Raw genomic sequence first — 13,364 nt, 5'->3', positions numbered from 1 at the left:
TCAATCCTTAATTAATCTTTTGTAATATCTCTTTTACTATTCATCACTGGAATTAGCAACCCACATAAGGTTCTCTCTATATGAAAGATTACTTCCCGCTAACTCGAACCTATCTTTTGCAAGCCAAAGTTTTGCGCCATTGCTGCTGGCAACTTGGTATGCCCAGTTGCTTACTGCAAGGGATTTGTCTACATCACAATGAAAATAGCGAGTTAGTTCATCAGTGAGCAGCTGGCTGTGACGATCTAGATTTTGATCTTGCCAACGTTCGCGGTGCAGCTGGGCTGCTAAAAAGTCACGCTTACTGTTATTACAACTTCGATGGGCGGCAACAAAGTTATGGCCTAAATCGTTAGCGTAGCGAGCAAAAGGAATAAAGTGATCAACTTCTATCGCGCTTGTGAGTGGCTTTTGACAATAAAAACACTGGCCTTTTTGTATTTCGACTAAAATTGGTTTTGCTTTATTAAGTGCTGTACGGTCAAAGCCAAATAAAAAGTCATGCAGTTGGCTTTGAGGGCCAATAAGCGCTTGGTTATGCTTAATGCTTTGAATCTTTTGTAGCCATGCATTCTTAGCTAAATAGACAACTAAATCATAAAAGCGTCTAAAGCAAGCGGCTATGCCCGCATTTAGAGTGATATAGCTTTTGCCTTTTGTGTGCGGATATAAAAAGCACTCTTCTTGTTTGGCGAGAATTTGTAAGCGCCACAACGGGCCTGTTTTTAACGTGTCTAAAGCTGCTTTGTAAGTGGTGTGCCAGTAAGGGCTTAATTTGAGTTGGCGTAAGCTACGAATATTGTTTTGCTGGCACTCATATAACACCGCAATTACTTTTGATTGCGCACCCGAGTTTTGTTTTAGTAAAGCACTTTCACCACTATGAGCAGAAGAAAATGGTACAGCATGGTGCCAATAAAGCTCTATTAACTTTTCAGCAAGCTTAGCAAGATCAATGTTTAACTCGCTAGCTTCATACATCATTGGTTGCTCAACACAAACATCAGCCAACGCATGCAATAGTGCAAACTTATAGGTAGCACTGAAATCGCCTTCCACCAGCATACGCTGAATGTAAGCAATAAAATCGAGTTGCTGCTGCATGGCCATCATCAATCAAGCCTTATGTGTACTTTTAAAAAGTGCTCTAAAGTTCATGAACTATTCCCTGTTTGCGCCTCATATTTGCCACTTATGCCTATAACGCATTGTTGTAGCTTGAATATTGGTGATTTAGTTTAGGAACAATCTAGCATGAAAAGCTATTGCAAATATAGGATTTTAGGTAGAGCTATACTCTAAAACCCATACAATATTAGGAGGGTTGCGGTATAGCCTGCTATACCGCATATAAACTACTATATCGTTCTTCTATGCAGAATAGCGTTTAGCCATGTTTCTGTGGCGCGCTCTGGGCGTTGGTCGGCGCTTTGCCAAGACTTGAGGATAAATAGATCGGTGCCTTTAATAATACTCTCAAGGGCTTGTTCGTTTAGATCGGTAAATTCGCGACCGTTGTGTTCGCGCTCGCCGTCGCCGTATTTAAACGATACATACACGATGCCTTGTGGCTTTAATGCTCGGGCAAGGTTATTAAATGCGTCGGTTAAGTCGTTTTTTGCTACGTGAATAAGGCTTGCGCAGCACCAAATGCCATCGTATTTGGCAACCTCGTTTAGCTCTAGAAAGCTGCTTACTGCTACGTCTTGGTTTAAGTATTCTGACGCCAGCTTTGCCATAGCTGGGCTGATATCGAATGCATCTACGTTATAACCACGTTCTTTAAAGATGAAAGCGTCGCGGCCAGAACCACAACCGGCATCGAGTAAAGCGCCTTTTTTTGGGATCAGCGGTAAGAATTCGTCGTAAAGTTCGTTGAGGTCTACATCGAGTGTGGCATCGACAAATGCTTGCGCATTTTGGTTGTAGTATTCGACGGTTTTGGATGCCATTTTACTTCCTTTATAGGGGCAAGATTGCTTGGCGCTAAAATACCATTAATGCAAGGTAACGCAAAGGATGAAATGTGATTTTAAATGCTAAAAATCAAGGGTTTTAGGGTAGGCATTAGAAGTTAGTTGGAGAGAAATAGGAGATCATAGTTACGAGGTGTGAGAATAAAAAAGATGATCAATTTTAGTATCGCTTGATTAAAGGCTTTTTATTTCATTTATAACTGTTTTCATTCGCTTGGCTAATGGCCTATTGCGATGATGGCATGCATATATATCTTCACAAACGGGGTGCGTTAGTGTGTGCACGTGTATTTTTTCTTGATTATGAAACGCACTAACAGCATGAGCAGGGAGTACAGTGAAGCCAAGCCCTAAACTTACTGGCTCTAAAATTAAGTTGATTTGATTCGAAAAACCACTGCACTCAAACTGAGCTATTGATTCAAACTCTGCAAAGTTCGCACTTAATAACTGTTGTGCATGATGTTTTCCATCAGGGTGATTAATAAAACCTAATTGGCAAAGTTGCTGCCAATCTATAGTTTTGAACTGGGCAGGCGTTATCAATAACAAGGGTTCATTAGCGATTTTGTGCCCTATAACCTCAAGCATTGTAGGTGCTTGGCTCATAAAACCAATGTCTATTTGATGACTCGCTATGGCCTTTTCGACCCCCGAATTAGGCGCAAATGCATATTCTATATAAAGTTTTGGGTGCTTTGATTGCAAGCTTAACAATTCGTTATAAAACTTAAGCCCACAACTTCCCGGCGATTGTATTTTTACTCGGCCTTCAAAAGGTGAATCATTTTTTATTTGTTGCTCCAAAAATTGCCATTCTTTTAGTAACTGGCTACCTCTGTTGTATAAGCTTTGGCCCTGTGGAGTAAGTGTAAATTGTTTACCGTGTCGCTCTAGCAATAAAGCTCCAACTTGCTGTTCTAGCTTTTTAATATGCTGGCTCACGCCTGATTGGGTCATAAACAGTCGCTCAGCTGTTTTTGTAAAGTGATTGACTTCGACTAGTTCACAAAATGTTTTTAACCAAACCGGATTTATCATAACAAAGTATACTTATTTGAATGTTAAATGATAATTTAACTTAATACCTAGGCGCTCGTAAACTATAAACTCATTCTTATTTAGGAGAGTTAATTATGAGTAATACATACCCACGTACTTTTTCGCATATTGGTATTTCTGTTCCAGATCTTGATGCGGCCGTTAAGTTTTATACCGAAGTATTAGGCTGGTATCTTATTATGGAGCCAACGGAAATAACCGAAGATGATAGCCCTATTGGCCAGATGTGTACTGATGTTTTTGGTGCTAACTGGGATAAGTTCCGAATTGCTCACTTATCAACGGGTGATAGAATTGGGGTTGAGATTTTTGAGTTTAAAAACCAACAAAATCCAGAAGATAACTTTGAGTATTGGAAAACAGGTATTTTCCACTTTTGTGTTCAAGATCCTAATGTTGAAGAGCTTGCAGAACGCATTGTTGCTGCAGGTGGTAAGAAACGTATGGAAAAACCACGTTATTATTACCCAGGTGAAAAACCATACCGCATGATTTATATGGAAGACCCGTTTGGCAATATTTTAGAAATTTATAGCCACAGCTACGAATTAACTTACAGTGAAGGCGCTTATTAATTAAGCCCATCAATTAGTAATTAGCTAGCCATTATAGTAAGTAACGATTTACGAAAGTAGATCGTTACTTATCATTTGGATTTACCAAAATGATGAAAAGTTAAACTTCGATGTACTTGAGTCTTTTTATTCCACTTAACATTGCGATAAAGCCAAATGTTGAGAGATGATGCAAAAAACGAGATATTTATCAATTGCCCTTACATATTTGGAGACAAACCTACCATCAAACAGTAGTGTAGGCTGACGAGCTATTTTAAAAAAATAGCAAGCGCATAAAAAGGAGTGCTTGTTCCAAACCTTTATCCCAACTAGGTGGGTAGCCCCATTTTCTGGCATTTTATTATTAATATGCCTTACTGATATTCTCGAGAATATAGTCATTATCATCATTAGGAAAAAGAAGAAAATGGTGCAGTATAGAATTGAGTTGAGTATAAACATTTTTTAATATACTTCACTCGGTTACTTATATTTTAGTAAATAAACGCGTAGATCTAGCTATGCTTTAAAAAAGTTATTATACATAGGCTGAGTACAGCTCCGATAATAGAAACCAAATGGATTGCACCAATAATTTTATCTAATGTTCTTGTGTACTTTGCGACAAAACGGCCGTCAAACATAGGCGTCGGTATACGAGAACGTTCGAAAAACATTGCGAATATATAAAATGAAACACTTGCACCAATTCCTTTATCCCAACCAGGCGGAGATACTCCATCTTTTTCCATATGCTTATCTATATACTTAACTGATACTCTATAAAACAGCACTCCTGAAGCAAAAGTAACTACTGTAAATACGAGTAGGAAGTAGAAAATAAAGATTTTAAAGTCCATTTCGCTAGTTCTATTTTATTTAGACTGTATCTAAATACATGGCTGTAAACACACTAATTGTAAGCCCTGCCATTGTGAAAAGGTGCAAGAATGCTAAAACTTTATCTACCGGCCTTGCATGTTTTGCTATAAAACGGCCATCAAAAAGAGGTGTGGGTAATCGCGAGCGTTTAAAAAATATTGCCATAGCGTAAAAAGGGGCGCTAGCGCCAACACCTTTGTCCCAAAGCGGAGGGGTAATATTATCTTTTAGCATTTTTTTATTTATGTGTTTGATAGAAATGCGTGCAAGTAAGACCACAAAAATAAACGCTAAAGCCATAAAAATGAACATACTTGCCAGAGCAAACTTATCTATACTAGGCATTATAATAACGGCTCTCTGTCATAAATTTTTTCAGTTAGCGACTTCACTTTTTCGTTCACAAAAAACGATGATTTAAATTCTGTATATAAGCCAGTTCCTATAGCTACAACCCAAACATCAGGCGTTAGCATGAGAAGTGTGCTTGCTGCTAACTTGTGGTGTTAGTTATAACAAAACATATTCTAATAAGACCATAATTGAAATACTAAGAATAAAGCCAAATGTAGAAAGAAGATGTAAAAAAGCGAGAAACTTATCAATTGGCCTTGCATGTTTGGCGACAAACCTACCATCAAATAGTGGTGTAGGCTTACGAGCTCTTTTTAAAAAAATAGCAAGTGCATAAAATGGAGCGCTTGCTCCAAGCCCTTTATCCCAACTAGGTGGGGAAGCCCCATTTTCTAGCATCCTATTATTAATATGCCTTACTGATATTCTCGGGAATATAACAGTCATTATCATCATTAGGAAAAAGAAGAAAATGGTGCAGTATAGAATTGAGTTGAGTATCAACATTAAAACAAATCTTTCATCAAAGGCTGCCTATCATATATGTTTTCTGTTAGCTTTTTGCTTTTTGTATTAACCGCTAGGCTCATTAAAAAACCAGCACCTAACCCAACCCCTAAAGCAACCACCCATCCATATGGGGTTAACATTAGAAATGAAGATAGGGCCGTGGTGACTGATGATGCTGTTATGATACCTGCAAATGTTGAAGCCCCAAAACTAGCTAACTCTGTAGATAAACTTCGCTGCCAGTCCTTATTGTTTTTATAGTCGTTGTAAACTTTGTTCGCTCTAAATGCACCATCAAGTAAAATCATGCCATTGCCAAGCCAGCGTCCGGTATTTTCAATCCGCTTAATTTTATTGAATTCAGCGGTGCTATTTATATCGAGCTTGGCAGAATGCCTTGCTGATTTAGCTATATTGATTCCCCGATTCGGATTAGACCAAACCGTGCCACGACGGCTTGCACGGTTTACACTCATAAAACGTTGCAATTCTGCACGAAACTGACCGTTCAGCTCTTTGAATATACTGAATGCTTTTTGTTCTAATGCAACCATATGATACTTGGGCATTCCTGATTTATGAGCCATACGAATATCTCTTAAAGCGGCTTCATATTTGTTGGCATAGGTGGCGAACTTTGAGCTACGAGCCTGAATTGATGTTGCTCCAGACCCAACTATTCCATGTGTATTTTCAGACAAAAATGGCATAACTTGGTTTTGAAAATCAGAGATTGCCATAAGCGTTTCACTGCCAAAATCGCGAAGCATATATGCAATGTTTCTGCGGGATTGCGCAGGCAATAAATCGAATTGACGAACTATACTTTGCTGTTCATTTGTAGGCGGAGTGTAAGAGTCAGAGTATTCTCTTCGCCATATATATGGCGTGCCTGAAGTGATAACTTGATTTTTTATATGGTTATTGTCTTTGGTAAAGCTGTCTTCTTTATCTTCTTTACATTTCACAAATTCAGCGGTTACTGAATCAATACAAATTCTAATTTCTAAAGCCATAAGTAGTATCCATACTAACTAATCATCCTTATTTAGAGGTTATCTTCATCACTGTAATGAGTCAATGAAGAATAAATAAAATGGGTACATGTTATGTGGCAAATGATTTTTGCTAATAGTTAATGATTCTCTCGTTCACTTATCTTTGTGCGTGACGTTTTGAACCACTGAGGGCACCGAGGCGCTTTGCGCTGCACAGAGAGACAAATACTCACAAAGAGGATAAGAGACGTTGCGCTTTAGAGGTTTCATATCGAGTAGCAGCCTATTTAGATCACTCTTTGTCTTCTCATTCACTTCTCTTTGTGAATAAAAATATTGGAACCACAGAGGGCACCGAGGCGCTACGTGTTAAGCGCTACGCAGAGAAAGAGAAAGACAAATACTCACAAGACACTTCACTTTAAAGAAGTACACTTTAATACCTCCTTGTCTTCCTCTGTGTTCTCTATGTCCTCTATGTCCTCTATGGTTAGAGAAGATCTAATATGTCTATGAAAACATACGTAAAGTAAATACGATAAACCCTCATTGTTTTCTCATTAACTTCTCATTGTGCATAAGAATATTTGAACCACAGAGCACATAGAGGCGCTTCGCGCTTCACAGAGAAAAACAGATACTCACAAAGAGGATAAGAGACGCTGCGCTTCAGAGAAGTAAGTTTTTATACCTCATTATTTTCTCGTTCACTTCTCTCTGTGAAGAAAGAACCTACAGTAAATAAATGCCTGTTTGACGCTATGTAAAACGGCAGCAACATATTTTCTCTATAGTTTTATACTTTTGACTCAACAACATTGCACAATTGATAATTTACTAGCACTATTGAGTTATTAAGACTTCATTCAGAGGTGCTAAATGCACAAAGAGCAAACTCAATGTCAGCCAACAGGTTGTAAACATTGCGAAGACCATTTAGCACTTGGTTTTGATTTTACAATGGCTTTTCAGCCAATCGTTGATTGCACCGATAAACATATTTTTGGCTACGAAGCATTAGTTAGAGGCCTTAATAATGAGTCGGCTTATTCGGTCATTTCGCAAGTAACCGACGAGAATCGCTACACATTCGATCAACTTTGCCGTATTAAAGCTATTTCACTTGCTGCCCAACTGAAAATTGATTCAATCGTGAGCATTAATATTTTACCTAATGCAATTTATAAACCTGAGCGTTGTATAAAAACGACACTTGAAGCTGCTAAGCAATATGATTTTCCGGTAGAACAAATTATGTTCGAGTTTACCGAGGTTGAAAAAGTTGAAGATACTACACATATCAAACGTGTAGTTGATTATTACCAATCTTTGGGGTTTATTACTGCGACCGATGACTTTGGGTCAGGTCATTCTGGGTTAAATTTGTTGGCTGATTTTCAGAGCAATATAATTAAACTCGATATGAATTTAATTAGAGATATACACCTTCACAAAGCAAGACAAATTATTGTTAACCATTGTATAGCCATGTTTGAAGAGCTCAATATTGTTGCTCTTGCAGAAGGCGTAGAAACAGTTGAAGAATACCAGTGGTTGCGCCAAGCTGGTGTTAGCTTAATGCAAGGCTATTTTTTCGCCCACCCTGGGTTTGAGAGCTTGCCAGACGTTGACTTTAGTAAGTTGGATTAAGTGGTTATAACGAGAATCGAATTTAGACAAGGCAAGAGCTGTCAACCTTCAAACGCGCGAAACAATTTTCACGCCTACGTGTAGCAGCGGATTTATCCCGCGTCATAATCTAGGTTTTAGGTGCTAGGTTCTAGGCGCTTGGACGCGATGTAAAGTCGCTGGTTTCTCATAACTTTACTCTTTTTCGTTGAATTCTTGCTAACCTAAACCATTCCCGGCTAAAGCCAGTCCTACGAATTCCATGCTTGAAACTTGCTAACTTCTTTTAGTATTTAGTCGTATTTATATTATAAATTTTTATTTAGGATGCTAGGCTGAATATTCTTTAAGCATATTGAGAAAGGATAATGATGTTTTTACGCATACTGTTAGTCTCAGCACTTGTTTTATGCTCTTCTGCTAACTTAATCGCAAAAGAACAGCCTCTTAGTTTTGATGCTGAATTAAGCAATTATCAATACGACTTACCCGTTCAATTTTTTAATTTTTCATCACAAAATACGCCATTAAAAATGGCTTATTCTTACCTTAAACCAAGCAATAACATGCCAACCGTTATACTGATGCATGGTAAAAACTTTAATGGCCATTATTGGACCAATACTGCCAACTACCTTAATAGCAAAGGCTATGGCGTATTGATACCGGATCAAATTGGTTTTGGTAAATCGTCAAAGCCTGCTGATTATCAATTTTCGTTTGCTGTATTAGCCAATAACACTCATCAGCTAGTGTCATCTTTAAATATTGAAAACCCTATTGTACTTGGCCATTCAATGGGCGGCATGCTGGCAAGTCGTTACAGCCTGATGTTTTCTAGCCAAGTTAGTAAACTTATTTTGCTAAACCCAATTGGTTTAGAGAACTATTTAAATTATGTGCAATACAAAGACACCGATTTTTTCTATAAAAATGAATTGGCTAAAACACCTGATAAGGTTATTGCTTACCAGAAGAAAAACTATTATGACGGTAAATGGAATGACACTTACGAGCAATTAACCCACTTTATCAGTGGTCAAATTCAAGGCCCTGATCACAAGCAGGTCGCATGGGTCAATGCTAAAACCTACGATATGATTTTTACGCAACCTGTAATAACTGAGTTTGCTCAGTTAAGCATGCCAGTGTCATTAATTATAGGCACACGCGATAGGACTGGCCCTGGCCGCAATTGGAAAAAAGCAAATATTGACTATGAGCTTGGCCGTTACGATAAGTTAGGCAAAGCCGCGGCAAGTATGATCTCAAAATCGCAATTAATTGAATTAGATGATATTGGCCACTTACCTCACATCGAGGATTTTGATCGCTTCAAAGGCGCTTTAGACAAAGCTTTATCATTTTAATGTTGCTCGCGCGAAACAAGTTTCGCGCCTACGTGTAGCAGCGGGTTTATCCCGCGTCATTAGTCAGGGTTCTAGGCTCTAGGACGCGATGTGAAATCGCTGCTACAGACTCGCATCTTTTAACTTCCCTTTCCCCTTATCGCTTTTATCTAGCAATTTTATCCACTTTTAGTACCGTTTTTGTGAAAAATAACGACTTATTCATTGATGTAATTACAATTTATATGTAACTTGTGTCGCCCATTTCGCTACGCACTACTATAATATTAAGCGAAATCAACATTTTCATACTAAATACTAGGGATACACAATGAAAAAACTTCCTATTGCATTGGCTCTATGTGCTGCTTTTGTGTCTGCAAACACAATGGCAGAGGTTCGCATAAACGGCTTTGCTTCTATTGTTGGCGGTAAAGCCCTTGACGACGACGCAACGCTTTACGGCTACGATGACGATATTTCATTTAAAAACGAAAGTATGTTTGCATTGCAGCTTTCTGCAGACTTACAAGAAAAGCTAAGCGCTACGGCACAAATTGTGGCGCGTGGTAGTGATGATTTTGATGCTGAGTTCGAATGGGCTTATCTAACTTATGAGTTCAGCGATGAGCTTCAAGTAAGTGCTGGTAAAATGCGTGTACCTTTTTACCGTTATTCAGACTTCTTAGACGTTGGTTACACTTACCGCTGGGTTCGTCCACCGCAATCTGTTTATAACCTTCCGTTTTCAACGTATGAAGGTCTTAGCCTGTTACACAACACACAATTAGGTGATTGGGATTCAACCGTACAAGTTATTTACGGTAGCTTCGATGGCAACATTGCTGTGGTATCGGTTAATGGCGATACAGAGCTTAATGATATTGCTGGTATCAATTGGACAATGAGCTATGACTGGTTTAGCGCTCGTGCTGCATACTTTGTTGCAGATACAACAATTGATATTGAAAACGACACCGATGCAGGTGTTGCACTTAATGGCCTTGAGCAGACTCTTAGAGCAGCCGGTTTTGTTGATCAAGCCGATGATATTGCTGTAAACGAAGATGATGGCTCTTTCTTCGCTGTGGGCTTTTCAATTGATTACAACGACATTCTATTTGATGCTGAATACACTGAGTTTGAAGTAGAAAACAGTGCTCTTGCTAAACAAACTCAATACTACACGTCTATTGGTTACCGTATGGATGAGTGGATTGTGCACTTAACTTACGAAAATAATGACGACAAACACGATAGCAACCGCTACAACGCGCTACCTGCAGTACCAGCTTTAAATGCGGGTATTAATCAAGTGCTTGAGGGCGTGAAAGCAAAAAGCAACGTGTATACCATTGGTACGCGTTATGACTTCCACCCATCTGCTGCTTTAAAAGTAGATTTCAGCCGTTTTAAAGATGACATTTCAGATACAGAAACCGACGTTGTAGCTGTTGCTGTTGATTTAGTTTTTTAATTGGAGTTCATAATGAAAAAATTGTTAATCGCGACAGCACTAACGCTATGCTCGCACGCTGTACTTGCTGATGTTGCAGTTATTGTGAACCCAGCAAATAGCAGTGCTATTGACGAAGGTATGATCAAAAAGATTTACCTTGGTAAGGCAAAGTCGTTTGATGATGGCACAAAAGTAAACCCAGTAAACCAAGATGGCACCAGCGTAAGCGATGAGTTTAACGATAAGGTGGTTGGTAAATCGAGCAGCCAGCTAAATGCTTATTGGTCAAAACTGGTATTTACAGGTAAAGGTACTCCACCTGAGAAACTAGCTAATGATCAAGCTGTGATTGACTTTGTTGCAGGTAATGCTGATGGTATTGGTTATATCGATGCAGCAAAAGTAACTGATAAAGTTAAAGTGGTTGGTACTTTTTAAGTTCGACTACGGTTAATAAAAAACCAGGCGATGCCTGGTTTTTTATGCGCTAAAATTACTCGACTTTAAATTTAGCTGTGGCGTCGAGTAACGAATCAGAGAGGTAATGAAGGTTCTTCGCTACATCACGTACTGCCGATAATGAATCCATTGTTTCTTCAAACGACATATGCATATTCGTCACGTTATCAACTACCATACTAGCAACAGATGTTTGCTCTTCGGTAGCTGCGGCAATTTGCGAATTCATACCGTTAATTTCTAATATCTGTTCAGAGATTTTATCAATCGATTGCCCTGTATTTTCAGCGGCCTCTGCATTATTTGTAGCCATATCTCGGGCTGAGTTCATTGCATTTACTGCATGGCTTGCTGCTGTGGTTAATGTAGAAAGCAGCTCTCTGATTTCATTCGTCGACTGCGATGTTCTTGAAGCAAGCTCACGCACTTCGTCAGCTACAACCGCAAAGCCTCGGCCTTGTTCACCTGCACGTGCAGCTTCAATCGCAGCATTTAACGCGAGTAAGTTAGTTTGTTCTGCAATCGAGGTAATAACGTTTAAAATTTGCGTCACATTCTTGGTGTCAGTGGCCAGTTGATTAATAGTTGATGCTGCTTGATTTATCTCTTCACTTAGTGTTTTTGATTCTGTCACAGAACGCTGTATTTGCGTTCGACTTTGCTCAACTTCTCGCTCGGCTGTTTGCGCAGCTTGTGATGCATTTGCTGCTGAATGAGAAATATCAGCGACACTCTGGCGCATTTCTTCCATTGATTGCTTAACTATTTCAGCATCTGATGTTTGTTTAGTTGTGGCACGCTCGGCACGCTCCATGCCTTGTACAAGTCGTGTTGAGTTCTCCATTAATGGCTCACAAACCGCTATAACCTCAAGTACCGCAGCTTTTAACAGCTGTATAAACGCGTTGAAGTTAATCGAAACTTGACCGATTTCATCTTTAGCGTGTACTTCAAGTTGTGTGCTTAGAGAGCCTTTGCCGTCTGCTAATAGGCGTAAGTTATCTGCCGCTGCGCTGGCCGATGAACCGATTCCACGGGCAATCCAAATTGAGGTAACAACCAATAAAATAAGTGATACTACAGACACTACAAGCATTAAATTTAGTGCGTTGTCTGAACGCGCTTTGGTTGCTTGTACAAGTTCAAAAAAGCGATCATCTGCGCGGGTTTGTGCTCGTTTAAAGCCAGCTAGAACGGCCTCATACTGCTGCGTTTTTTGCTGTGCTTGTTGCTGAATTTTACTAAAGTCAGCGGTGCCGTCGATCATTGAAGTTGCTATGCTTGACGAGGTTTGTGCATAAAGCTCTAATTGTTTTTTGGTATCGGCATGCACGTAGCTGTCGTTGATACTGATGATATTTTGTAGATTTTCATTAATCGTTTTATACGTTTGCGCTGCACTATCAACTAAATCTGACTCACCAAATGTTACCGCTTGAGTGTATAACTCATCTAGTTTTTCGAGTAGCGCAACGTTTGCTGAAGTGAGTTTAACGACCTGATATGATGACTTTTCCAGCTCGTCGAGCGAGATCTTGTTGTCATTCATGGCTATAAAATTGGTTACTACTATGATCACGAATGCCGTAATGGCAATACATGTTATGGCGTGTATTTTTTTTGTGATGCTCAAGTTATTGAAAGAAATACCTGCAGACATTGAATCCACCTTTGCTGTCATATTACTTAGTATTATCGCCCGATTTCCCTAAAGTATTAACTATATTTATATATTTTCAGGTTTTTTTCGTAATTCGTTCAGTTTGTGGAAGTCTTGTAGAAGGTACTTCAGTGCCGAACCAAAAATAATGAGCTTTCAACCTTCAACTCTCAGACGCGCGAAACAAGTTTCACGCCTACGAATGAAACATGGGCGCTAGGATCTGAGTTCTAGGCGCTAGGACGCGATGTGAAATCGCTGCTACCTCACATCTCGTTACTCGCACCTTTCCCCTCGTAACTTGAAACTCGCTAACTTAGTCATTTCCCGGCTAAAGCCAGTCCTACGGGGAAACATTAGGTTTTAGGGCGCGATGTGAAATCACTGCTACCTCGCATCTAGTAACTTGAGATTCGCTAACTTAAACCATTCCTGGCCAAACATTGTCGTAACTTTACCCTTTCCCTTG

13 protein-coding genes are annotated in these 13,364 nt (G+C 39.3%); 5 read left to right on the top strand and 8 right to left on the bottom strand.

Annotated elements, in window-relative coordinates:
- Positions 1-36 precede the first annotated feature (36 nt).
- The 3 genes from IRQ78_RS01800 to IRQ78_RS01790 form a co-directional block, all read right to left on the bottom strand.
- Complete coding sequence (locus tag IRQ78_RS01800) at positions 37-1,116, bottom strand: HNH endonuclease (RefSeq protein WP_194441182.1); 1,080 nt, start codon at positions 1,114-1,116, stop codon at positions 37-39.
- Between the two features lie 242 nt (positions 1,117-1,358).
- The gene (locus IRQ78_RS01795; RefSeq protein WP_194441181.1) at positions 1,359-1,952 is read right to left on the bottom strand and encodes a class I SAM-dependent methyltransferase; all 594 of its coding nucleotides are present in this window, start codon (positions 1,950-1,952) and stop codon (positions 1,359-1,361) included.
- A 198-nt stretch (positions 1,953-2,150) separates the two neighbouring features.
- The gene (locus tag IRQ78_RS01790; RefSeq protein WP_194441180.1) at positions 2,151-3,017 is read right to left on the bottom strand and encodes a LysR family transcriptional regulator; all 867 of its coding nucleotides are present in this window, start codon (positions 3,015-3,017) and stop codon (positions 2,151-2,153) included.
- Positions 3,018-3,112: 95 nt separating this feature from the next.
- On the opposite strand from IRQ78_RS01790, the gene IRQ78_RS01785 reads away from it, so the two are divergent.
- On the top strand, positions 3,113-3,613 hold the full coding sequence (locus tag IRQ78_RS01785) for a lactoylglutathione lyase family protein (protein WP_054553420.1): 501 nt from the start codon (positions 3,113-3,115) through the stop codon (positions 3,611-3,613).
- A 497-nt stretch (positions 3,614-4,110) separates the two neighbouring features.
- On the opposite strand, the gene IRQ78_RS01780 is transcribed toward IRQ78_RS01785, so the two are convergent.
- From IRQ78_RS01780 to IRQ78_RS01765, 4 genes are all read right to left on the bottom strand, one after another.
- Positions 4,111-4,455 (bottom strand): hypothetical protein, encoded by a 345-nt coding sequence (locus IRQ78_RS01780; RefSeq protein WP_166338281.1) that lies wholly within the window; start codon positions 4,453-4,455, stop codon positions 4,111-4,113.
- A 19-nt stretch (positions 4,456-4,474) separates the two neighbouring features.
- Complete coding sequence (locus IRQ78_RS01775) at positions 4,475-4,822, bottom strand: hypothetical protein (RefSeq protein ID WP_194441179.1); 348 nt, start codon at positions 4,820-4,822, stop codon at positions 4,475-4,477.
- A 165-nt stretch (positions 4,823-4,987) separates the two neighbouring features.
- On the bottom strand, positions 4,988-5,278 hold the full coding sequence (locus tag IRQ78_RS01770; RefSeq protein WP_138618980.1) for a hypothetical protein: 291 nt from the start codon (positions 5,276-5,278) through the stop codon (positions 4,988-4,990).
- Between the two features lie 59 nt (positions 5,279-5,337).
- On the bottom strand, positions 5,338-6,357 hold the full coding sequence (locus IRQ78_RS01765; RefSeq protein ID WP_054553416.1) for a hypothetical protein: 1,020 nt from the start codon (positions 6,355-6,357) through the stop codon (positions 5,338-5,340).
- An 861-nt stretch (positions 6,358-7,218) separates the two neighbouring features.
- Here IRQ78_RS01765 and IRQ78_RS01760 point away from each other — a divergent pair.
- The 4 genes from IRQ78_RS01760 to IRQ78_RS01745 all read left to right on the top strand — a co-directional run bounded on the left by IRQ78_RS01760 (position 7,219) and on the right by IRQ78_RS01745 (position 11,214).
- Complete coding sequence (locus tag IRQ78_RS01760) at positions 7,219-7,989, top strand: EAL domain-containing protein (RefSeq protein ID WP_166338277.1); 771 nt, start codon at positions 7,219-7,221, stop codon at positions 7,987-7,989.
- A 347-nt stretch (positions 7,990-8,336) separates the two neighbouring features.
- A complete protein-coding gene (locus IRQ78_RS01755) occupies positions 8,337-9,338 on the top strand; it encodes an alpha/beta fold hydrolase (RefSeq protein WP_138600152.1) in 1,002 nt (333 codons plus the stop codon).
- Between the two features lie 310 nt (positions 9,339-9,648).
- On the top strand, positions 9,649-10,794 hold the full coding sequence (locus IRQ78_RS01750; RefSeq protein ID WP_054553413.1) for a porin: 1,146 nt from the start codon (positions 9,649-9,651) through the stop codon (positions 10,792-10,794).
- Positions 10,795-10,806: 12 nt separating this feature from the next.
- On the top strand, positions 10,807-11,214 hold the full coding sequence (locus IRQ78_RS01745; RefSeq protein ID WP_054553412.1) for a type 2 periplasmic-binding domain-containing protein: 408 nt from the start codon (positions 10,807-10,809) through the stop codon (positions 11,212-11,214).
- A 55-nt stretch (positions 11,215-11,269) separates the two neighbouring features.
- On the opposite strand, the gene IRQ78_RS01740 is transcribed toward IRQ78_RS01745, so the two are convergent.
- On the bottom strand, positions 11,270-12,895 hold the full coding sequence (locus tag IRQ78_RS01740) for a methyl-accepting chemotaxis protein (RefSeq protein WP_054553411.1): 1,626 nt from the start codon (positions 12,893-12,895) through the stop codon (positions 11,270-11,272).
- Between the last annotated feature and the right edge of the window lie 469 nt (positions 12,896-13,364).

Origin of the sequence: Pseudoalteromonas simplex (assembly GCF_015278155.1) — a bacterium.
Taxonomy (GTDB): Bacteria; Pseudomonadota; Gammaproteobacteria; order Enterobacterales; family Alteromonadaceae; genus Pseudoalteromonas; species Pseudoalteromonas simplex.
Note: the sequence above shows the minus strand (reverse complement) of the source record. Positions and strands in the feature narration are given on the sequence as shown.